Origin of the sequence: Kitasatospora albolonga (assembly GCA_002082585.1) — a bacterium.
GTDB classification, from domain to species: Bacteria; Actinomycetota; Actinomycetes; order Streptomycetales; family Streptomycetaceae; genus Streptomyces; species Streptomyces stephensoniae.
Genome location: CP020563.1, coordinates 5470115 through 5491948, shown reverse-complemented (window position 1 = coordinate 5491948; position 21834 = coordinate 5470115). Strand labels below are relative to the sequence as shown.

At 68.9% G+C, this 21834-nt stretch carries 17 protein-coding genes; 2 read left to right on the top strand and 15 right to left on the bottom strand.

Annotation, left to right across the window (positions count from 1 at the left end; genetic code table 11):
* Positions 1-29: 29 nt before the first annotated feature.
* The 3 genes from B7C62_24400 to B7C62_24390 all read right to left on the bottom strand — a co-directional run bounded on the left by B7C62_24400 (position 30) and on the right by B7C62_24390 (position 1876).
* Positions 30-554: a hypothetical protein gene (locus B7C62_24400; protein ID ARF75026.1), complete on the bottom strand. Its 525-nt coding sequence runs from the start codon at positions 552-554 to the stop codon at positions 30-32.
* Complete coding sequence (locus B7C62_24395; GenBank protein ARF75025.1) at positions 551-1582, bottom strand: N-acetyl-1-D-myo-inositol-2-amino-2-deoxy-alpha-D-glucopyranoside deacetylase; 1032 nt, start codon at positions 1580-1582, stop codon at positions 551-553. The genes B7C62_24400 and B7C62_24395 overlap by 4 nt, the downstream gene beginning before the upstream one ends.
* A 99-nt stretch (positions 1583-1681) precedes the next feature.
* Positions 1682-1876, bottom strand: coding sequence for a hypothetical protein (locus B7C62_24390; GenBank protein ARF75024.1), 195 nt, complete (start codon positions 1874-1876; stop codon positions 1682-1684).
* A 179-nt stretch (positions 1877-2055) separates the two neighbouring features.
* On the opposite strand from B7C62_24390, the gene B7C62_24385 reads away from it, so the two are divergent.
* A complete protein-coding gene (locus B7C62_24385) occupies positions 2056-4182 on the top strand; it encodes a S9 family peptidase (protein ID ARF75023.1) in 2127 nt (708 codons plus the stop codon).
* Between the two features lie 167 nt (positions 4183-4349).
* Here the strand turns inward: B7C62_24385 and B7C62_24380 are convergent, their stop codons facing one another.
* From B7C62_24380 to B7C62_24365, 4 genes are read right to left on the bottom strand one after another with little or no spacing between them, the layout of a single operon-like run.
* A complete protein-coding gene (locus B7C62_24380; protein ARF75022.1) occupies positions 4350-5567 on the bottom strand; it encodes a peptide ABC transporter ATP-binding protein in 1218 nt (405 codons plus the stop codon).
* Positions 5557-6534: a methionine ABC transporter ATP-binding protein gene (locus tag B7C62_24375; protein ID ARF75021.1), complete on the bottom strand. Its 978-nt coding sequence runs from the start codon at positions 6532-6534 to the stop codon at positions 5557-5559. The genes B7C62_24380 and B7C62_24375 overlap by 11 nt, the downstream gene beginning before the upstream one ends.
* 13 nt (positions 6535-6547) lie before the next feature.
* Complete coding sequence (locus tag B7C62_24370; protein ID ARF75020.1) at positions 6548-7525, bottom strand: peptide ABC transporter permease; 978 nt, start codon at positions 7523-7525, stop codon at positions 6548-6550.
* Entirely contained in the window at positions 7518-8441 is a 924-nt protein-coding gene (locus B7C62_24365) for an ABC transporter permease (protein ID ARF75019.1), read from the bottom strand. The genes B7C62_24370 and B7C62_24365 overlap by 8 nt, the downstream gene beginning before the upstream one ends.
* Here B7C62_24365 and B7C62_24360 point away from each other — a divergent pair.
* Positions 8440-8622: a hypothetical protein gene (locus B7C62_24360; GenBank protein ID ARF75018.1), complete on the top strand. Its 183-nt coding sequence runs from the start codon at positions 8440-8442 to the stop codon at positions 8620-8622. The two genes, B7C62_24365 and B7C62_24360, sit on opposite strands and share 2 nt — an antisense overlap.
* Before the next feature lie 81 nt (positions 8623-8703).
* Here the strand turns inward: B7C62_24360 and B7C62_24355 are convergent, their stop codons facing one another.
* From B7C62_24355 to B7C62_24320, 8 genes are all read right to left on the bottom strand, one after another.
* Positions 8704-10335 (bottom strand): peptide ABC transporter substrate-binding protein, encoded by a 1632-nt coding sequence (locus B7C62_24355; GenBank protein ARF75017.1) that lies wholly within the window; start codon positions 10333-10335, stop codon positions 8704-8706.
* Positions 10336-10500: 165 nt separating this feature from the next.
* Complete coding sequence (locus B7C62_24350; GenBank protein ARF75016.1) at positions 10501-11643, bottom strand: peptide ABC transporter ATP-binding protein; 1143 nt, start codon at positions 11641-11643, stop codon at positions 10501-10503.
* Positions 11636-12694, bottom strand: a complete 1059-nt coding sequence (locus B7C62_24345) for a methionine ABC transporter ATP-binding protein (GenBank protein ID ARF75015.1) — start codon at positions 12692-12694, stop codon at positions 11636-11638. Before B7C62_24345 ends, B7C62_24350 begins: the two co-directional genes overlap by 8 nt.
* A gap of 11 nt (positions 12695-12705) precedes the next feature.
* Complete coding sequence (locus B7C62_24340) at positions 12706-13659, bottom strand: peptide ABC transporter permease (GenBank protein ARF75014.1); 954 nt, start codon at positions 13657-13659, stop codon at positions 12706-12708.
* Positions 13652-14581 (bottom strand): ABC transporter permease, encoded by a 930-nt coding sequence (locus B7C62_24335; protein ARF75013.1) that lies wholly within the window; start codon positions 14579-14581, stop codon positions 13652-13654. Before B7C62_24335 ends, B7C62_24340 begins: the two co-directional genes overlap by 8 nt.
* Before the next feature lie 133 nt (positions 14582-14714).
* Positions 14715-16331 (bottom strand): peptide ABC transporter substrate-binding protein, encoded by a 1617-nt coding sequence (locus B7C62_24330; GenBank protein ID ARF75012.1) that lies wholly within the window; start codon positions 16329-16331, stop codon positions 14715-14717.
* A 578-nt stretch (positions 16332-16909) separates the two neighbouring features.
* Positions 16910-18781 carry a GTP-binding protein TypA gene (locus B7C62_24325; protein ARF75011.1) on the bottom strand — a complete coding sequence of 624 codons (1872 nt, stop codon included), beginning with the start codon at positions 18779-18781 and terminating at the stop codon, positions 16910-16912.
* 446 nt (positions 18782-19227) lie between these two features.
* Positions 19228-21672, bottom strand: coding sequence for a hypothetical protein (locus tag B7C62_24320; protein ARF75010.1), 2445 nt, complete (start codon positions 21670-21672; stop codon positions 19228-19230).
* Positions 21673-21834: the final 162 nt, after the last annotated feature.

Genomic DNA, 21834 nt, shown 5'->3' with positions numbered 1-21834 from the left:
GGGGGCATTCCGGGCGCGGACTTAGCACTTCAGATACCGGACCGGCTGTTACGGATGGCCGATTGCGGCACTTTTGAGGTGGTGGCGCACATCACAGCGGCGGCCGTCCCGCCGAGCATGAAGAGCACCAGGCCGAGTTCGTCGCCGAAGACGTAGTCGCCTTCCGGCCGACCGCTCAGCAGCAGGAACACCGTGATGAACCAGCCGACCGCCGGGGCGAGCGCGCCGATCTGGGTGCCGGTCAGGATGCGGCCGCCGTAGAAGAGGCCCGCCGGAGCCGCCAGCGCGATGATCAACCCGCCCGGGAACCAGGCCGCTTGGACGAGCGCCCCGGCGAGCGCGACGAGCGCACCGAGCACCGCGAGCCCGAAGTAGGCCGCGATCCGGGCCGGGTTCGGCCGGGCGGTGAACCCCGCGCCTCCGGGCGCACCGGGTGGTGCGCCGGTGCGCGACGCGTTCTTACGGGGCGCGTTCGTACCGGGCACGTCCTTGCGCGGCGCATCGGTGCGGGGCGCGCGGGCGCGGTCGCGCCCCTTGCCCGGGTTCCCGCTCATGCGCCCGCCTCCGATCCGGAACCGTGTCCGGCACCGGGGTCGGCGTACGAAGCGGAACCCGGCCCCGAAGTCGAACCGGAACCCGGCTCCGACTCCCGTACGGCCTCCGCCCCGAGCCCCACTCCCGGCAGGCCCGCGAACAGGTCGTCCTCCCGTGCTCCCCCGGCGGCCCCGGGAACGCCCCGTACCAGCTGGTAGTACTCGGTCGTCAGCAGCGGCTGCCCCAGGCCGTTGGAGAGGGCGAAGAAGGCTCCCGCGCCCTTGCCCTCGCCCTCGCCCTCCACCACGATCTGCGTCGCGTGGGCGCGCATCGCCGCCGCCTTCGCCCCGGCGTACGCCGTTCCGTCGATCTCGGCGGTGATCCCGTCGCCGTCGACCACCCCGGGGACGTCCGTCACCGCCGCGATGCCCGGGAAGGTGTCCGGGGCCGTCGTGCGGAGGCGGTCGAAGGCGGCTTCCACTACCGACCGCTCCACCCGGTTCCAGTAGACCTTGGCGATGGTGTGCGGGGCGTCGGTGCCGTACGCCGGGTCGGCAGCCAGCTCGGCGGCGCGCATCGCGACGCGGTGGGCCTGGATGTGGTCGGGGTGGCCGTAGCCGCCGTCGGGGTCGTAGGTGACCAGGACCTGGGGGCGGACCTCCCGGACGATCTCCACGAGGGGGCCCGCGGCCTCGTCCACCGGGGTGGCCCAGAAGGCGCCGGGGCGCTCGTTCTGCTCGGTGCCCAGCATCCCGGAGTCCCGGAACCGGCCCGCGCCGCCGAGGAAGCGGTGGTCGGTGACGCCGAGCTCCTTCATCGCCGCCGCCAGTTCGCCCACGCGGTGGGGGCCCAGGGCGTCGTCCCGGTCGGCGGCGAGATGGGCGAGGGCGGGCGGGATGACCTCGCCCTCCTCGCCCAGGGTGCAGGTCACCAGCGTGACGTGGGCGCCCTCGGCCGCGTACCTGGCCATGGTGGCGCCGTTGTTGATCGACTCGTCGTCCGGGTGCGCGTGCACCAGCAGCAGACGGCGGGCGGGGAGGTCCTTCATGGGGACCACCCTACGAGCCCGGCGGCCCCCCGCGTTCCCCCGCCCGGTCAGGAACGGCGGTGATCGGAAGCGATCAGAAGTGATCGGGAACTGCTGCGGTCAGAACTTGATGCCCCCGATCATCCCCGCCACGTTGGACGTCAGACTCGAGATGGTCGGCGCGATGGACGAACTCGCGATGTAGAAGCCCAGCAGCATGCAGACCACCGCGTGTCCGCCCTTGAGTCCGGATTTCCGGATCAGCAGGAAGACGATGATCGCCAGCAGCACCACCGCCGAAATCGAGAGCGCCACGGCGGTTCACCTCCATCGGTACGGTCGGAACGCGAATACACGGGTACACGGGTAACAAGTGGTCGACGGGTACTTACCCACCGAGCGCTACGGATCATAACTATCCGTGCGAACGCATTGATCGGGGCACAGCAGCACGAGGGGCGCACGGACCGCTGTACAAGGCTAAGTTCGGAGCCATGACCTCAGCGAACCTGTCCTTTCCCCGCCAGCACGCACGGACCCAGCGGTTCACTCTCGGCGCACCGCGCGCCTTCACCGTCTCACCGGATGAGACGCGGGTGATCTTCCTGCGCTCCGCTTCCGGCACCGACCGGACCAACCGCCTCTGGGTGCTCGACCCGGTCTCCGGTCAGGAGCGTCTCGTCGCCGATCCCGAAGCGCTGCTGGGCGGTTCGGCGGAGCGGCTGTCGCCGCAGGAGCGGGCCCGGCGCGAGCGGACCCGGGAGGGGTCGGCCGGCATCGTGTCCTACGCGGTGGACGCGGCGGCCGAGTTGGCCGCGTTCGCCCTGTCCGGGAAGGTGTACGTGGCCGAGCTGAGGGCCGGTACGGCGCGGGCGCTGCCGGTGCCGGGCCCGGTGATCGACCCGCGCCCCTCCCCCGACGGGCGCCACATCGCGTATGTGTCGAAGGGCGCGCTGCGGATCGTGGGCGCCGAGGGAGACGGCGACCGGGCGCTGGCGGAGCCCGAGGACGCCCATGTCACCTACGGTCTGGCCGAGTTCATCGCGGCCGAGGAGATGCACCGCTTCCGGGGCTTCTGGTGGTCGCCGGACTCGGACCGGCTGCTGGTCGCGCGGGCCGACGACAGCCCCGTACAGCGGTGGTGGATCGCCGATCCCGCGCACCCGGAGCGCAGGCCCACCGAGGTCGCCTACCCGGCGGCGGGGACGGCCAACGCCGATGTGCGGCTCTTCGTGACGGACCTGGAGGGGGCCCGTACGGAGGTGGTCTGGGACCGGGCGGCCTTCCCGTACCTGGCCCAGGTGCACTGGTCCTCCGCCGGTGCCCCGCTGCTGCTCGTACAGGCCCGGGACCAGCGCAGCCAGCGGTATCTGGCGGTGGACCCGGAGTCCGGTGAGACCCGGATCGTCCATGTGGACGAGGACCCGGTGTGGCTGGATCTGTTCGGCGGGGTGCCCGCGTGGGCGCCGGACGGACGGCTCGTACGGATCGTGGACGAGGGCGGCGCGCGGGTGCTGGCCGTCGGCGACCGGCCGCTGACCGGGGCGCAGCTGCACGTCCAGGCGGTGCTGGACATCGGCGATTCGGACATCCTGATCTCCGCGGTGGCGGGCGAGGAGGCCGCGGCGCCGGAGATCGGCGAGAGCCATGTGTACCGGGTCAACGAGCTGGGAATCGAGCGGATTTCCGAAGGGGTGGGTGTGCACTCCGCCGTCCGCTCGGGCGATCTGACCGTACTGGTCTCGGCCACCCCGGACGAGCCCGGATCGGCCGCCTGGGTCGTCCGGGACGGCAAGCGGCTGGTCCGGATCGCGAGCTTCGCGCAGGAGCCCGTGCTCTCCGCCGGGGTCACGCTCACCGAGGGGGGCGCACGGCGAATTCCGTGCGCCGTGCTGCTCCCCACGGGCTACCAGGAGTCGGACGGTCCGCTTCCGGTCCTGATGGACCCGTACGGGGGACCGCACGGCCGCCGGGTGGTCGCCGCCCACAACGCGCACCTCACCTCGCAGTGGTTCGCGGACCAGGGCTTCGCGGTGGTCGTCGCGGACGGGCGCGGCGCCCCGGGCCGCTCGCCCGCCTGGGAGAAGGCCGTACGGGACAACCTCGTCCTGACCATGGAGGACCAGGTCGAGGCGTTGCACGGGCTCGCCGGGCGGTTCCCGCTCGACCTGTCCCGGGTGGCGATCCGCGGCTGGTCCTTCGGCGGGTATCTGGCGGGGCTCGCGGTGCTGCGGCGGCCCGACGTCTTCCACGCGGCGGTGGTGGGCGCTCCGGTGACGGACCAGCGGCTGTACGACACCCACTACACCGAGCGCTATCTCGGCGACCCGGCCCGGCAGCCGGAGGTGTACGCGTACAACTCGCTGATCACGGACGACGGCCTGTCCGAGGCCGCCGAGCAGGTGCGTCCGATGCTGATCGTCCACGGGATGGGGGACGACAACGTGGTGGTCGCGCACGCGCTGCGGCTCTCCTCGGCGCTGCTGGCGGCCGGCCGGCCGCACGAGGTGCTGCCGCTGAGCGGGGTGACGCACATGACCCCGCAGGAGCAGGTCGCGGAGAACCTGCTGCTGCTCCAGGTGGACTTCCTCAAGCGGTCGCTGGGGCTGTCCGGCGTCTGAGCCGACCGCGCCGGGGGCCGGTGCGGCGGGCGACCGGCCGGAGCGACACGACGACGCTCCGGCCGGTCCACGGCACCCGCACGGCCGTACGCCGCCCAGCATGGAACGTCCGTATATCGGTGCGGCGACGGTGAAGTTGCCTGCTTGTTAACGAATCCGATGCCCTTTTACGGGGTTTCGCCGCCCTTTTCGCCGGGTTCGGCCCCGCCCTCGCTCCCTGGCTCGGCGGCACCTTCCTCGTCCGCCCCGGCCACCTCCTCCACCGGCCGTCCCGGGGCGTGCAGCTCGCCCTCCGGCGGCACCACCCGCTTCTCCTCCGCGAAGTGGCACGCCGAGTCGTGCCGGGCCGGGCTGTCCACGAGCCGGAACTCCGCCGGGACCGCCAGCAACGGGATCTCCAGCTCGCACCGCTCCTGCGCCTTCCAGCAGCGGGTGCGGAAGCGGCAGCCCGAGGGGATGTTGGCGGGCGAGGGAACGTCCCCGTGCAGGATGATCCGCTCCCGGTGGGCGCGGGCCTCCGGGTCGGGCACGGGGACGGCGGAGAGCAGCGCCTGGGTGTACGGGTGGGTGGGGTGGTCGTAGATCTCCGCGTCGGAGCCGATCTCCACGATCCGCCCGAGGTACATGACCCCGACCCGGTCGGAGATGTGCCGCACGATGGAGAGGTCGTGCGCGATGAAGACGAAGCTGAGGCTGAACTCCGCCTGGAGCCGGTCCAGCAGGTTGACGACCTGGGCCTGTACGGAGACGTCGAGCGCCGAGACCGGCTCGTCCGCGACGATGATCTCCGGGTTGAGCGCGAGGCCGCGGGCGATGCCGATGCGCTGGCGCTGGCCGCCGGAGAACTGGTGCGGATAGCGGTTGATGTACTCCGGGTTGAGCCCGACCACATCCAGCAGGTCCTGCACCTTCTGGCGGCGGCTGCCCTTCGGGGCGACCTCGGGGTGGATCTCGTACGGCTCCCCGATGATGTCCCCGACCGTCATCCGCGGGTTCAGCGAGGTGTACGGGTCCTGGAACACCATCTGGATGTTGCGGCGCACGGCCTTCAGCGCGCGGCCGGAGAGCCGGGAGATGTCCTCGCCCTTGTAGCGGATGGCCCCGGCGGTGGGCTTCTCCAGATGGACGAGCATCCGCGCGACCGTGGACTTGCCGCAGCCGGACTCCCCCACGATGCCGAGGGTCTCGCCCGCGCGGAGGTCGAAGTCGACGCCGTCGACGGCCCGGACCGCGCCGACCTGCCGCTTGAAGAGGATGCCCTGCGTCAGCGGGTAGTGCTTGGCGAGGTCCCGCACTTCGAGGATCGGCTCGCCCTCGGCGTACGGCCTGCTGCTCTCCCCCGCCTTGGAGAGCAGGGTCGAACCCTCTTCGCGGTCAGCGTCCATCGAGCGTCTCCTTCCAGAAGTGGCAGGCGCTCCGGCGCTGCTCGTCCACCTCGTAAAGCGGCGGCACATCGGTGCGGCACACGTCCCTGGCCATCGGGCAGCGGGGGTTGAACGCGCAGCCGGGCGGGATGCGCAGCAGGTTGGGCGGCAGGCCCTTGATCGCGTACAGCTCCCGGCCCTTCTGGTCCAGGCGCGGGATCGACTGGAGGAGGCCCCTGGTGTACGGGTGGGCGGGCGCCTTGTAGATCTCGTGGACGGGGGCGGTCTCCACGATCCGGCCCGCGTACATCACCGCGATCTTGTCGGCCACGTCGGCGACCACGCCGAGGTCGTGGGTGATCAGGATGAGGCCCATGTTCAGCTCGCGCTGGAGCTCGGCGAGGAGGTCCATGACCTGGGCCTGGACGGTGACGTCGAGGGCGGTGGTGGGCTCGTCCGCGATGATCAGGGACGGTTCCAGGGCCAGCGCCATGGCGATCATGATGCGCTGGCGCATACCGCCGGAGAACTGGTGCGGATACTGGCCGACCCGCTCCTTCGCCGCCGGGATGCGCACCCGGTCCATCAGCTCCACGGCCTTGGCCCTGGCGTCCTTGCGGGACATCCCGCGGTGGACGACGTACATCTCCCCGAGCTGTTCGCCCACGGTGAGGACCGGGTTCAGGGAGGAGAGCGCGTCCTGGAAGATCATGGCCATCTCCTGGCCGCGGATCTTGCGCCGCTCCTCCGCCTTGAGCTTCAGCAGGTCCTGGCCCTTGAAGAGGATCTCGCCACCGGCGATCTTCCCGGGCGGCATGTCGAGAATGCCCATGACCGCCTGGGCGGTGACGGACTTGCCGGAGCCGGACTCCCCGAGGACAGCGAGCGTCTCGCCCTCGGCCACCGAGTAGTTGACCCCGTTGACGGCCTTGGCGACGCCTTCGCGGGTGTGGAACTCCACGTGCAGATCGCGCACTTCGAGCAACATGGCAACCGGCTCCTCAGCGCAGCTTGGGGTCGAGGGCGTCGCGCACCGCGTCGCCGAGCATGATGAAGGCGAGCACGGTGATCGCCAGCGCTCCGGCGGGCCAGAGCAGCATGTGCGGGGCGTTGCGGATGTAGTTGGCGGCGGCGGAGATGTCGATGCCCCAGGAGACGGCTGGGTCCTTCAGGCCGACGCCGAGGAAGGAGAGGGTCGCCTCCAGCGAGATATACGTGCCGAGCGCGATGGTCGCCACGACGATGACGGGCGCGACGGCGTTGGGGGCGATGTGGCGCAGCAGCATCCGGGAGTTGGAGGCGCCGAGCGCGCGGGCCGCCTGGACGTAGTCGTTCTGTTTGGCGGTGATCACCGAGCCGCGGGCGATACGGGCGATCTGCGGCCAGCCGAGCAGGACGATGAAGCCGACGACGGGCCAGACGGTGGAGCTGGTGACGACGGAGAGGAAGACCAGGCCGCCGAGGACGACGGGGATGCCGAAGAAGACGTCGGTGAGGCGGGAGAGGATCGAGTCCCACCAGCCGCCGAAGAAGCCCGCGAGCCCGCCGAGCAGGGAGCCGAGGAGGGCGACGCCGAGGGTGGCGCAGACGCCGACGGTGACCGAGGTGCGGGTGCCGTAGACGACCCGGGTGTAGACGTCGCGGCCCTGCGGGTCGAAGCCGAAGGGGTGGCCGGGTTCGGAGCCCTTCTGGGCGTCGTCCAGGTTGGCCTGGAGGGGGTCGCCGCTCGCGATGAGCGAGGGCCAGATCGAGATGACCACCAGGAAGAGGATGATCAGCGAGGAGATGATGAAGACCGGGTTGCGCCGCAGGTCGCGCCAGGCGTCCGACCAGAGGCTGCGCGGCTTCCCGGCGGGCCCGGTCCCCTCGGGCCCGCCCGGGGTCTTCTCCAGGCTGGTGCCCTCCGCCATGGCGAGGTCCGTCGCGCCGCCGGCGCCCGCCTGGGAGATCGCTTCGTCCGGTGACTGCGGCTCAGGCATAGCGAATCCTCGGGTCGAGTACGGCGTACAGGAGGTCGACGATGAGGTTGGCGGCGAGGAAGACCAGCACCAGGATGGTGACGAACCCGACGACGGTCTGGGAGTTCTGGCGCAGGATGCCCTGGTAGAGCTGGTAGCCGACGCCGTGGATGTTGAAGATCCGCTCGGTGACGATGGCCCCGCCCATCAGGGCGCCCACGTCCGTACCGATGAAGGTGACGACGGGGATCAGCGAGTTGCGCAGCAGGTGCCGGACGACGACCCGGCGCCGGGGCAGGCCCTTGGCGACGGCGGTGCGTACGTAGTCGGCGCGGGCGTTCTCGGCGATCGAGGTCCGGGTGAGCCGGGTGACGTAGGCGAGCGAGACCGAGGCGAGGACGAGGCCGGGGACGAGGAGTTCGTCGAAGCTGGGGTCCGGGGAGACCGAGGGCTTGATGATGCCCCACTTGACGCCCAGCAGGAGCTGGAGGAGCAGGCCGGTGACGAAGGTCGGGACGGCGATGACGACCAGGGTGAGGATGAGGACCGTGGTGTCGACGGGGCGCCCGCGCCGCAGGCCGGTGACGACGCCGAGGCTGATGCCGATGACGATCTCGAAGACGATCGCGACGACGGTGAGCCGGATCGTGATGGGGAAGGCGGTGGCCATCAGCTCGGTGACCTTCTGCCCGTTGAACGCGGTGCCGAAGTCGCCGGTGAAGAGGTTCCCCATGTACGTGAGGTATTGCTGCCAGACCGGCTTGTCGAGGCCGAACTCGGAGCGCAGCTGGGCGGCGGTGGCCGGATCGCACTGGCGGTCGCCGCAGAGGCCCGCGATGGGGTCGCCCATCACGTTCACCATGAGGAAGATCAGCAGCGTGGTGCCGAAGAAGACGGGGATCATCTGCAGCAGCCGCCGGATCACATAACGTCCCATGAGGGGCTCCGGGGGTCGGGGGGTGCCTTGTCGGTCAGGCCGGATCAGGGAGCGGGGTCTGGTGCCGTGCATCGCAAGGCGGAGGAGAGAGTCGACGCGGAGCGTCGGTGACCGACGACAACGCCGCGAGGTGCGGTGCCAGACCCCGCGAGCCCGGCACGACCGGCAAGGCACCCCCTAGGGCGGAGAAGCCGGATGGGCGGGTGGCCGGGGCGCGCGTCGGGCGCCCCGGCCACCGGGTGTCAGCTGACGCCGGTACGGGTCACTTGACCGTGATCTCCGTGTAGACCGGCACGCTGAACGGGTTCAGCTCGACGTTGTCGATCCGGTCCGAGTAGCCCGCGCTGCCGTTCTGGTACCAGAGCGGGATGGACGGCATCTGCTCGACGAGGACCTTCTCCGCGTCCTGGAACGTGGTGATGGCCTTCGCCTTGTCGGTCTCGGCGTTGGCCTGGTCGACCAGGTCGTCGAACTTCTTGTTGGTCCACTTCCCGTCGTTGGACGGGGCGTTGGTGTAGTACAGCGGCTGGAGGAAGTTCTGGATGAGCGGGTAGTCCATCTGCCAGCCCGCGCGCCAGGGGCCCGTCATCTTCTGGGTGGAGACCTGGTTGCGGAAGTCGGCGAAGGTGCCGACCGCGCCGCCGACGCACGCCTGGTTGTTGCCCATGACGTTGTTGATGCTGTTGCAGACGGCGTCGACCCACTCCTTGTGGGAGCCGGTGTCGGCGTTGTACGAGATCTTCAGCTGGCCGCCGGGGATGCCGCCGCCCTCGTCGATCAGCTTCTTGGCCTCGGCCTTGTTGTACGTGCACTCCTTGCCGCAGAGCCCTTCCTTGAAGCCGCCGTCCTCGCCGAGGACCGGGGAGGTCCAGTCGGACGCGGGGGTGCGGGTCTTCTGGAAGATCTGGTCGGTGATCTGCGGCCGGTTGATCGCCATGGAGAGCCCCTGGCGGACCTTGCGGGCGTCGTCCGTGTCCCACTCGTCGTCGTAGAACGGGAAGGAGAGGGTCTGGATGATGCCTGCGGGGGTGTTGATGTACCGGTCGCCCAGGTCCTGTTCGACGTTACGGAGCTGGGAGGCGGGCACGTCGTCCACGAGGTCGAGGTTGCCCGAGGTCAGCGAGGTGTAGGCGGTGTTGTTGTCGGTGAAGACCTTGAGGTCGACGCCGCCGTTCTTCGCCTTGTCGTCGCCCGGGTAGTCGTCCCAGCGGCGCAGGTTCATCGAGGAGCCCTTGGCGTACGACTCGATGGTGTACGGCCCGTTGCCGATCGGCTTGGAGAGCCAGGCGTCGTGGTCGTCGTAGAACGCCTTGGGCAGCGGTACGAAGGCCGAGTAGCCGAGGGTGTCGGGCCAGAGGGAGAACTTCTGGCTGAGCTTGGCGGTGAAGGTCAGGTCGTCGACGACCTTGAGGCCGGAGAGCGTTTCGGCGGAGGCCGAGCCGGACTCGGGGTGGACCTCCTCGTAGCCCTCGATGTACTGGAAGAAGTACGCGTTCTTCTGGTTGTTCTTCAGCGCCGCGCCGTAGTTCCAGGCGTCCACGAAGGACTTGGCGGTGATCTTCTCTCCGTTGGAGAAGGTCCAGCCCTCCTTGAGCTTGATCGTGAAGTTCTGGGCGTCGTCCGATTCGATGGACTCGGCGAGCATGTTCTGCGCCTCGCCGGTCTTGGGGTCGTACCGGACGAGTCCCCGGAAGACCATGTCGAGGACCTTGCCGCCCTGCACCTCGTTGGTGTTGGCGGGTTCCAGCGGGTTCTGCGGGTCGCCCCAGGAGGAGCTGACGATCCCGTCGGCGCCGCTGCCGCCGCTGTCGTCGCCTCCGCCGCCGCAGGCCGTCGCTGCCAGGGCGACGGCCACCGCACATGCGGCCCACCTGGCCCGTGTGGCTCCGCGCATGAAGTGCCTCCTAGAGTCATCGAGTAGCTCAATGCCTCATATCACCCCATACCGCCACACACCGCATGCGGGCTTACCCCGTACGGGCACGGGCGCGGCCGGACGCACGGATGCCCGGCCCCTCCGGGAGGGGCCGGGCATCCGACGTACAGCTACCGGAAGCGGTTACGCCGCGTGAACGACATCCTTCTCCTCGGCGAAGTGGCACGCCGACTCGTGCGCGGCTCCGCCGCCCGTCTTCACGAAGCGCTCGGGGATCGCCAGCAGCGGCATCTCCGTGGCGCAGCGCTCCTCCGCCTTCCAGCACCGGGTGCGGAAACGGCAGCCCGAGGGCGGGTTCGCCGGTGACGGAACGTCACCGGTCAGGATGATCCGCTCCCGGCCCTCACGCGCGGAGGGGTCCGGCACCGGCACCGCGGAGAGCAGCGCCTGGGTGTACGGGTGCGTCGGGTGGTCGTAGATCTGCGTGTCCGTACCGATCTCGGCCATCTTGCCGAGATACATGACGCCGACCCGGTCCGAGATGTGCCGGACGATGGAGAGGTCGTGCGCGATGAAGAGGTAGGAGAGATTGAACTCGTCCTGGAGCTTCTCCATCAGGTTGATGACCTGCGCCTGCACCGACACGTCGAGCGCGGAGACCGGCTCGTCGCAGATGATGATCTCCGGGTTGAGCGCGAGGCCGCGCGCGATGCCGATGCGCTGACGCTGACCGCCGGAGAACTGGTGCGGGTACCGGTTGATGTACTCCGGGTTCAGACCCACGACGTCCAGGAGCTCCTGGACCTTCTGCCGCCGGCTGCCCCGGGGAGCCACCTCGGGGTGGATCTCGTACGTCTCCCCGATGATGTCGCCGACCGTCATCCGCGGGTTCAGCGAGGTGTACGGGTCCTGGAACACCATCTGGATGTTGCGGCGCACGGCCTTCAGGGCGCGGCCGGACAGCTTGGTGATGTCCTGGCCCTTGTAGAAGACCTCGCCGGAGGTGGCCCTCTCCAGCAGCATCAGGAGCTTGGCGACCGTGGACTTGCCGCAGCCGGACTCCCCCACGATGCCGAGGGTCTCGCCCGCGTACAGGTCGAAGGAGATCCCGTCGACGGCCTTGACCGCGCCGACCTTCTTCTTGAAGAGGATGCCCTGGGTCAGCGGGAAGTGCTTGACCAGGTTGCGCACCTGGAGGATCGGCTCGCCCTGGCTCACCGGAGCGTCGATGGCGGCTACCGCCTCCGCCTCGGTCGCGGCGTCCACGGTCTCCACGTCGGAGACGTTCGGGGTGGCGTCCACGGGCTCCTTCTTGAGCTCAGCCATGGATCGTCTCCTTCCAGAAGTGGCACGCGCTGCCGCGGCCTACGAGCTCGAGGCCGTCCTGCTCGGTCACCGGGTGCAGTGCCGGGACGTCCGTACGGCAGATGTCCTGCACCTTGGGGCAGCGCGGGCTGAACGCACAACCGGTGGGGATGCGCGTGAGGTTGGGCGGCAGACCCTTGATCGCGTAGAGCTCCTGGCCCTTCTGGTCCAGGCGCGGGATCGAGTCCAGCAGACCCTTGGTGTACGGGTGCGCCGGGCGGCTGTACAGCTCGCCGACCGGGGCCGTCTCGACGATCCGGCCCGCGTACATCACGGCGATCTTGTCCGCGACGTCGGCGACCACGCCGAGGTCGTGGGTGATCAGGATCAGACCCATGTTGTACTCGCGCTGGAGCTCGGCCAGCAGGTCCATGACCTGGGCCTGGACCGTCACGTCGAGCGCGGTGGTCGGCTCGTCCGCGATGATCAGGTCGGGCTCCAGGGCCAGCGCCATGGCGATCATGATGCGCTGGCGCATACCGCCGGAGAACTGGTGCGGGAAGTCCGAGACACGGGCCGCCGCCGCCGGGATCTTGACCTGGTCCATCAGCTCGATGGACTTGGCCTTGGCCGCCTTGCGGGACAGGCCCTGGTGGACCCGGAACATCTCGCCGAGCTGGTAGCCGACGGAGAGGACGGGGTTCAGCGAGGAGAGCGCGTCCTGGAAGATCATCGCGATCTTGCTGCCGCGGATCTTCCGGCGCTCCTCGTTGGACATCTTCAGCATGTCCTGGCCGCGGAAGAGGATCTCGCCCTGCGTGATCTTCCCCGGCGGCATGTCCAGGATGCCCATGATCGTCTGCGCGGTCACGGACTTGCCGGAGCCGGACTCGCCCAGCACCGCGAGCGTCTCACCGGCGCTGACGGTGTAGTTCACACCGTTGACCGCCTTGGCCACACCGTCGCGGGTGTGGAACTCCACGTGCAGGTCACGGACGTCGAGCAGTGGACCGTCGCCGCTCACGGACTCCCGCGGTGCGGGGACGTTGGCCGTCTTTTCGATGGTGGTCACGAACGCCTCCCTCAGCGCATCTTGGGGTCGAGGGCGTTGCGGACCGCATCGCCGAACATCAGGAAGGACAGCACCGTGATCGAGACCATCACCGAGGGGATGATCAGGACGTACGGGGCGTTGCGGAGCTGGTCCTTCGCCGTGGAGACGTCGATGCCCCACGAGACGGTGGGCTCGGCGAGGCCGATACCGAGGAACGACAGCGTGGCCTCGGCGCCGATGTAGCCGCCGAGCGCGATGGTCGCGACGACGATCACCGGGGCGATGGCGTTCGGCAGGATGTGCCGCGTCATGATCCGGAAGGTGGAGGCACCGAGCGCCTTGGCGGCGACCACGTAGTCGGCCTGCTTGATCGTGATGACCGAGCCTCGGGCGACACGGGCGATCGAGGTCCAGCCGAGGAAGGCCATGGACAGGATCACGACCCCGACGGAGCGCCGCTCGAAGCTGGTCAGGATGACCATGGCGCCGACGATGAAGGGGACGCCGAAGAAGACGTCGGTGATCCGGGACAGGATCGTGTCGAGCAGACCGCCGAAGTAACCGGCGAGCATCCCGATCACCAGGCCGGTGATGGTGACCGCGAGGGTCACCACGATGCCGACGGTGATGGAGGCACGGGCCCCGTAGACGAGGCGCGCGTAGATCGAGCGCCCCTGGACGTCGTAACCGAGCCAGTCGGGGGCGAAGAAGTGGCTCCAGTTCGGGGGCTGGAGGTAGTGCTCGGCCAGGTTGGCGTCCCGCGGCGAGGCGCTGGTGAACAGGCCCGGGAAGGCCGCCATGACCAGGAGGAGCAGGATCAGCCCCATCGAGACGAGGAAGAGCGGGTTGCGGCGCAGGTCGTACCAGGCGTCCGACCAGAGGCTGCGCGGCTTGCCGGGCGCGGGCCCGGCGTCCGTGGCGACGGGCGCGTCCGCAGCGGGGGCCGGAGCGTCGGTGCTCTTGAGTGCGGTGGTGTCAGGCATACCGAATCCTCGGGTCCAGGACCGCGTAGAGCAGGTCGACCAGCAGACTGCAGACGAGATAGACGACGACGAGCAGCGTCACGACGCCGACCACCGTGGCACCCTCGCGCTTGCCGAGGGCATCGAAGATGAGCGATCCGATGCCCTTGATGTTGAAGATGCCCTCGGTCACGATCGCGCCGCCCATCATGGAGCCGATGTCGGCGCCGAGGAAGGTGACGACGGGGATGAGCGAGTTGCGCATCAGGTGGATGCCGACGACGCGGCGGCGCGGCAGGCCCTTGGCGACGGCCGTGCGCATGAAGTCGGCGCGGACGTTCTCGGCGACCGAGGTACGCGTCAGCCGGGCCACGTAGGCGAGCGACAGGGACGCCAGCACGAGGGCAGGCATGAGCAGCTCGGTGTTCGTCGGTTCGAGGCTCACGTTCGGGTTGGCGATGCCGAGCTGGAACGCGAAGAAGTACTGAACGAGGAAGCCCAGCACGAAGGAGGGCATGGAGATCAGCACCAGCGTCAGGCCGAGCAGACCGCGGTCCCGGAGGGACTCGGCCTTGAGACCCGCGACGATGCCGAGCGAGATCCCGGCGACGACCGTGAAGACGAAGGCGAAGATACCCAGTCTCACGGTGATCGGATAAGCATCGGCGATGACCTCGGCGACCGGACGCTTCGTCCCGATCTGTGTGCCGAGGTCGCCCTGGAACAGGTTGGCCAGGTAGTTCAAATACTGCTGCCAGATCGGCTGGTCGAGGCCGAGTGAAGCCTTGATCTCCGCGATCTGTGCGGCGTCGACGTGCTGTTCACCGGCAAGAGCTCTGACGGGGTCGCCGGGCAGTGCGTACATCATCAGGAAGACCAGCAAGGTCGACCCGATGAAGACCGGGATCATCTGGAGCAGTCGTCGTGCGACATAGCGCCCCATGGGTGCCTCCGTGTGGGGATAACTGCGGCGCGGGGGCCGCCTCTTCGCAGAGACGACCCCCGCGCCTCCGGCCGCGCTGAGGAGCAGCACGGCCGGATGACGGCCAAGGTGGGGAAATGACCCGCAGGCGTGGTTACTTCGTGGTGACGTTGGTCAGTTCGAAGTCACCGTGGAAGTCCACCTTGACGTTGCTGACGCTCTTGCCGTGGCCACCGTTGATCGCGTAGTACCAGAGCGGGATCGAGGGCATCTTCTCGACGAGAGCCTTCTCGACCTCCTGGTAGGCGGCGACGGACTCCTCGAGCGACTCGGCCTTGTCGCCCTTCGCCATCAGGGCGTCGATCTCCTTGTCGGCGAAGCGACCGTTGTTCGACTCGGCCTTGGAGTGGTACAGCTCCTTGAGGAAGTTCACGTTGACCGGGTAGTCGGCGACCCAGCCACCGCGGTACATGCCCTTGACCTCGTTGTTGTCACGGGCCTCGAGGTCGGTCGGGAAGTCCGGCTTCGGGTCACCCGTGCAGTCGACCCCGGTGGCGTTGCGGATGGACTCGCAGACAGCGGTCACCCACTCCTTGTGCCCACCGTCGGAGTTGTACTGGATGGTGAACTTGTTGCCCGGGACACCGCCACCGGCCTTGATGAGCTCCTTGGCCTTGGCCGGGTCGTACTTCAGGAAGTCCGAGTCGAGGGTCTGGTTGCCCTTGACCTGCGGCGGCGTGAAGCTGGTCGCCGGGGTGCGGGTGCCGTTCAGCACGGTCTTCGTGATGGTGTCACGGTCGACCGCCATGGACAGACCCTGGAGAACCTTGGGGTCGATGTCCTTGAACGTCTTGGTGTAGAAGGCCGGGACCAGCGTCTGGATCGCGGCGTACGGCTGCGAGATGGCGCCGTCACCGAGGTCCGTCTTGTACTTCGGCAGGTCACGCGGGCCGACCTGGCGCACGATGTCCAGGTTGCCGGAGATCAGGTCGGAGTACGCAGCCTCGACGGTCGAGTAGTTCTTGAACTGGAGGCCCTTGTTGGCGGCCTTGTTCGGACCCTGGTAGGCGTCGTACGCCTTGACCTGGATGAGCTTCTTGTGGTCCCACTTCTCGAACTCGTACGGGCCGTTGCCGATCGGCTTCTTGCCGAAGGCGGCCGGGTCGTCGTAGAAGACCTTGGGCAGCGGCGCGAAGGTCGAGTAGCCGAGCTTGTAGTTGAAGTACGGGACCCGCTCGGACAGCTCGATCGTGAACGTGGTGTCGTCCACGGCCGTCAGGCCGGACATCTTGTCGCTCTTGGGCTCACCCTTGTCGGGGTGGACGTCGGCGTAGCCCTTGATGTCGGAGAACCAGAAGGCGTTCTGCTGCTTGTTCTTGACGTTGGCGTACCAGTTCCACGCGTCGATGTACGACTGCGCGGTGACGTCCTCACCGTTGTGGAACTTCCAGCCCTTCTTGAGCTTGACCGTCCACGTCTTGGAGTCCTCGGTCTCGAGGGACTCCGCGTTCAGGAAGATGATCTCGCCCTTGGAGTCGAAGCCCAGGAGCTGGCTGAACAGCGAGCGGATGACGTAGGCGCCGTTGCTCTCGTTGGTGTCGGCCGGCATCAGGGGCTTCTGCGGCTCGCCGACGTCGATCGAGACGTAACCGGCGGGCTGGCCGGAGTTCTTCTTGCCTCCGTCACCGTTGTCGCTGCCGCCACAGGCAGTCGCAGCCAGGGCGATGACGGCCGCTCCCGCGACCCACTTGGCGCTCTTGGCACCGCGCATGGGTTTCCTCCTCATGAGTCCACTTTTGACTACAAGAAGGGCACTGGAGAGATTCACCGACACCCCTGACGGTGATCGTTCAGTGCCCCGAGTGTGCTCGTGAGTCGGCACTCCCCACAGTGCGTGACCCATTGACCCGAGCTCAATGGAGCCAACTATTGAGTACGACCGGGCTGTAAACCACACTTAAAGGGTCTCGGTTTGACAACATCAGTCCACCCTGTGTGCCCGAAATCCGGACAAAGCGATCCCAGACAGACACGCCCGAAACGGACTGTTAACACATGTTCCGGAGAGCTACCTCCGATATCCGGACAGCTCGGCCAGGAAAAACGATTGGCGAAGGCCCGGTCCCACCACAGTTTCCGTGGTGGGCCGGGCCCTCTGTCAATGCCTGTGCTGACGGTCCGTCCGAACGAGACCTGACGGGCCGCCGGGCCCCGTGAATACGGAGCGTACGGCTCCGGGGCGGCGGGGCCGCCCCACCGGGCACGGAGGAGGTCTCGGCGCCCGGTACGGGGCGTACGTCAGCGCTTGGCGCGGGGCTCCACGCCGGACGCCCGGCGCGGGCCGCCGCGTCAGCGCTTGGCGCGGGAGGCGGTGCGGGCGCGGTCCCTCTGGTCCAGGACGACCTTGCGGATACGCACGGTCTCCGGGGTCACCTCGATGCACTCGTCCTCGCGGCAGAACTCCAGGGACTGCTCCAGCGACAGCTTGCGGGCCGGGACCACGTTCTCCGTGGTGTCCGCGGAGGCCGCACGCATGTTGGTGAGCTTCTTCTCCTTGGTGATGTTCACGTCCATGTCGTCGGCGCGGGAGTTCTCGCCGATGATCATGCCCTCGTACACCTCGGTACCGGCCTCGGTGAAGATGACACCGCGCTCCTGGAGGTTGACCATCGCGAACGGCGTGACCGAACCCGCACGGTCGGCGACCAGCGAACCGTTGTGGCGGGTGCGCAGCTCGCCGAACCACGGCTCGTGGCCCTCGAAGATGGAGTGCGCGATGCCCGTACCGCGGGTCTGCGTCAGGAACTCCGTACGGAAGCCGATGAGGCCGCGCGAAGGAACGATCCACTCCATGCGGACCCAGCCGGAGCCGTGGTTCGTCATGGTCTCCATACGGCCCTTGCGGGTCGCCATCAGCTGGGTGATGGCGCCGAGGTGCTCCTCGGGGGAGTCGATCGTCATGCGCTCGATCGGCTCGTACGTCTTGCCGTCGATCTGCTTGGTGACGACCTCGGGCTTGCCGACGGTCAGCTCGAAGCCCTCGCGGCGCATCTGCTCGACCAGGATGGCGAGCGCGAGCTCACCGCGGCCCTGGACCTCCCAGGCGTCGGGGCGCTCGGTGTCCAGGACGCGGAGCGAGACGTTACCGATCAGCTCGCGGTCCAGGCGGTCCTTCACCTGGCGGGCGGTGACCTTGTGGCCCTTGCCGCCCTTGCCGACGAGCGGCGAGGTGTTGGTGCCGATGGTCATCGAGATGGCCGGCTCGTCGACCGTGATGAGCGGCAGCGCGATCGGGTTCTCGGGGTCGGCCAGCGTCTCGCCGATCATGATGTCCGGGATACCGGCGATGGCACAGATGTCACCCGGGCCCGCCACCTCGGCGGGCTTGCGGGTGAGCGCCTCGGTCATCATCAGCTCGGTGATGCGGACGTTGGACATGGTGCCGTCGCGCTTGATCCAGGTGACGGTCTGGCCCTTGCGCAGCTCGCCCTGCTCGACGCGGCAGAGCGCGATACGGCCGAGGAAGTTGTCGGCGTCCAGGTTGGTGACGTGGGCCTGGAGCGGCGCTTCCTCGTCGAACTCGGGGGCCGGGACGTGGCTGAGGATCGTGGAGAAGAACGGCTCCAGGTTCTCGCTGTCCTGCGGGACGGTGCCGTCCTCGGGCTTGGTCAGCGAGGCGACGCCGTCACGGGCGCAGGCGTAGACGATCGGGAACTCGATCTGGTCCTCGTCGGCGTCCAGGTCCAGGAACAGGTCGTACGTCTCGTCGACGACCTCGGCGATCCGGGAGTCGGGCCGGTCCGTCTTGTTGATGCAGAGGATGACCGGCATCTTCGCGGCCAGCGCCTTGCGCAGCACGAAGCGGGTCTGGGGCAGCGGGCCCTCGGAGGCGTCGACGAGCAGGACGACCGCGTCCACCATCGAGAGACCGCGCTCGACCTCGCCACCGAAGTCGGCGTGGCCGGGGGTGTCGATGATGTTGATCGTGATCGGGTCCCCGCCGTCCTTGGGGTGGTACTTCACCGCCGTGTTCTTGGCGAGGATCGTGATGCCCTTCTCACGCTCCAGGTCGTTCGAGTCCATCATGCGGTCGTCGAGCGACTCGGCAGCGTGCGCGGCGAAGGAGCCGGCCTGCTTGAGCATGGCGTCGACCAGCGTGGTCTTGCCGTGGTCGACGTGGGCGACGATGGCTACGTTACGGATGTCGTGGCGCGTGGGCATGGGTGGCTTGCGCTTCTCTCGGATCGTGGGATCAGGCGTCTCAGTCGGTCTTCGAGTCCTCGTACGCCCGCCGGGCGGCACGCCACGGCTCGTCCCATGGTACGGGCCCTGCGCGTGCCGGGCTTCCCGGGCCGATCCGCGCAGGCGGTCTTCCCGTGTGATTCAGGCGATATTCAGCCGGTGTCAAGGAGCCGGGACGGCCGGGCGGAAGGCCGCATGGGTCCGCATGGGGTCCGCATGGGTCCGCGTGGGGGGAAGGTGCGGGGAGGGTGTGAGGAGGGTCGAACGGTCCGGGTCAGGGCGGATACCACCTTGCCCGCCGGGGTCGCCGGCGGGCAAGGGTTTTGAGCAGGAACTGAGCTTGCGCACACCGTTGACCTGCTCTTTCTTACGGCGTCACGCGCTCTTCCTCACGGTGTCACGCACCGCCCCGCTCCGGTGACCCGCTACTCCTTCCGGTCGGCCGGGGCACCCGCCGCCTGCCGGTCCGTGAACCCGATGTCCTGGTAGCGGGGGGCCGCGAACCCGAAGGCGCCGACGTTCGCGAGCTTCTTGTCCACCGCGACGAGCTGCGGGCGCTGGAAGAGGGGAATCGATCCCGCGGCGGCCCAGATCCGGGCGTCCGCCTGCTTCATCAGCTCCCGCGCGGCCTTCTCGTCCAGCTCGGCGACCGCCTGGTCGAAGAGCTGGTCGATGTGGTCGGTGCCCACCCGGGTGTAGTTCTGCTCGACGAGGAGCGACCCGTCGGTGGCCGGCTCCGGCTTGGCGTAGATCGGGCGCCCGTCGGTGGCCGGGTAGGCGGTGGCGGGCCAGGAGTAGAGGGCCAGGTCGTAGTCGCCGGAGGCGATGTGGTCCTTGAAGTAGCTCTCGTCGGGGACCTTGGTGATCTCCGTACCGATCCCGATCTTCTCCAGCATCACCGCGATCCGCTCGCCGACGCCGCGCAGCGACTGCGAGCCGGGCCCGGAGGGGAGCACGAAGCGCAGGGTCAGCGTCTTGCCGTCCTTGCCGAGGGGTCCGTTGACCGAGGCGGGGGCGGGGGCGGCGGTGCCCTTGGGGGCGTACGCGCCCGGGGCGCCGCCGGACTGCTTGTCCTGGGCGGTGACCTTGGCGGCGGCGTCGGCGCTGTCCCCGTTGGCGTTGTCGGCCCGGTCGGTGTCGGCGCGGTCGGTGTCGTCGGCGCGGCGGAGGAGGGCGATGCCCTGGGCGGCGGCCTGGGAGGCGTAGGGGACCTGTACGGGCCGGGCGCCCGGCTTGTCGTCCTGGCCGACGATGTAGAGGCCCTCGGCGCGGGAGGAGGCGCTGTCGTCGGAGCCGGAGGCGGCCTTGTCGGCCTTCTTCTCGTCGTCCTCCGCCTCGCTCTTCTCGCTCTTCTTCTCCTCGTTCTCCTTGTCCTCCTCGCTCTCCTTCTTTACAGCGTCCTTGTCCTCCTTCTCCTTCGTGGCGTCCTTCTTGGTGGCGTCCTCGTCGTCCTTCTCCGTCTTGTCCGCCTCGCTGCCCGCCTTGGTGTCCTTCGGCTTCTGGGCCGCGCCGCCCCGGGTCCAGCCCGCGTCGGCCAGCAGCGCCTGGGCCTCCTCGGTGTTCTGGTTGCCGAGGGCCCCGCTGCCGTCCTTGTAGCCGGGCTGCCCGGCGAGGGCCAGGTGGCTGCCGAGCGGCTTCGCCGGAAGCCCGAGCGGCTTCAGTACGGTGTCGGCGATCTCCTGCCGGTCCAGGGCGCGGGCCACCGCCCGGCGCACCCGGTCGTCCGCGAGCGGGCCGGACTCGCCGTTCAGGGCGAGCTGGGTGTAGGCGGGCTCCAGGGACTTGCGTACGACGTAACTGCGCAGGGCCTTCTGCTCGGCCCCGTACGCGGCGACGGCCTTGCGGTTCTTCTCCCGGGCCGCCTGGGCGATCTCCGCCTGCTCCTTGTCGGAGCCGTGCGCCAGGGCCCAGGAGCGCGTGGCGTCGGCGGCGGTGCGGTCGGCGCCGGGGCCGTGGGTGAGCGGCTGGCCGTTGCTGCCCGCGTCACGGACGGCGAGGGCGATGCGGTTGGCGGTGGACGCGTCGATGTCCGTGACGTGCACGGTGCCGTCGGCGAGGGCCTTGGCCCGGTCCTTGGGGGCGACCGCGCGGAAGACGAGGCTGTCCAGCTTGGCCTTCTGGCCCCACCAGCGCGGGTTGCGGGTGAGGGTGACGGTCTTCTTGGCCTTGCTCACGCTCTTCAGCTGGAAGGGGCCCGCGGTCTTCTTCAGGGCCGTACGCGCATCGTCGTTGAAGGTGTCCGGCGAGCCGGTGATCTCCTTCGGGTAGAGCGGCGAGAAGAGGGAGCGCCAGTCCGCGTACGGCTTGGCGAACGTGACCCTGACCTGGAGGTCGTCAGAGCCGCGCTCGATCTTCTCGATCCGCTCGTACCCGGCGTTGCGGGCGGTCCAGAAGGCGGAGTCCTTGCCGCTGAGCGCCCGCCACTGGGCGACGAAGTCGGGGGCGCCGATCTCGCGGCCGTCGCTCCAGACGGCCTGCTGGTTGAGCTTGTAGAGCACGACCTGCTTCGGCTCGCGCTCGATGATCTTCGCGGACTCCAGGTAGTCCGGGTTGAGCTTCGGCTGCCCGGCCGCGTCCATCGGGAAGAGCGTGGGCAGCAGGGCCCCGGTGATCCTGGTGGTGGCGCTGTCGGCGTCCGCCTGGAAGGCGTTGAAGGTGGTGGGCATCGCGTCGACCGCCCAGTTCACCGTCGATCCGTCGGCGACCCGGTCGCGGGCGGCGGGGGCGATGTCCTGCGGGACCCCCCGGGAGGTCTCCTCGGTACCGGAGCTGCACCCCGCCAGTACCGGGATGGTGAGCACCCCCGTCGTGAGGAGCGCGAGCGAGCGGCGCTTACGTACCGTCCCGCGCGGGACGCCGACGTGGGACATGGCTGATACCTCCGGGGCCGGCCCGGACCACCCCGTACCGGATGGACCGGATAGTGCTTGTTTGGTGGCATTTGCAGTTGATCACACTGATTCGTTCCACCTACTGAAGGCGCCTCCGCGCGGGAGGCGCCGCCGACACGACGGACGGAACCGCCAAGCTCA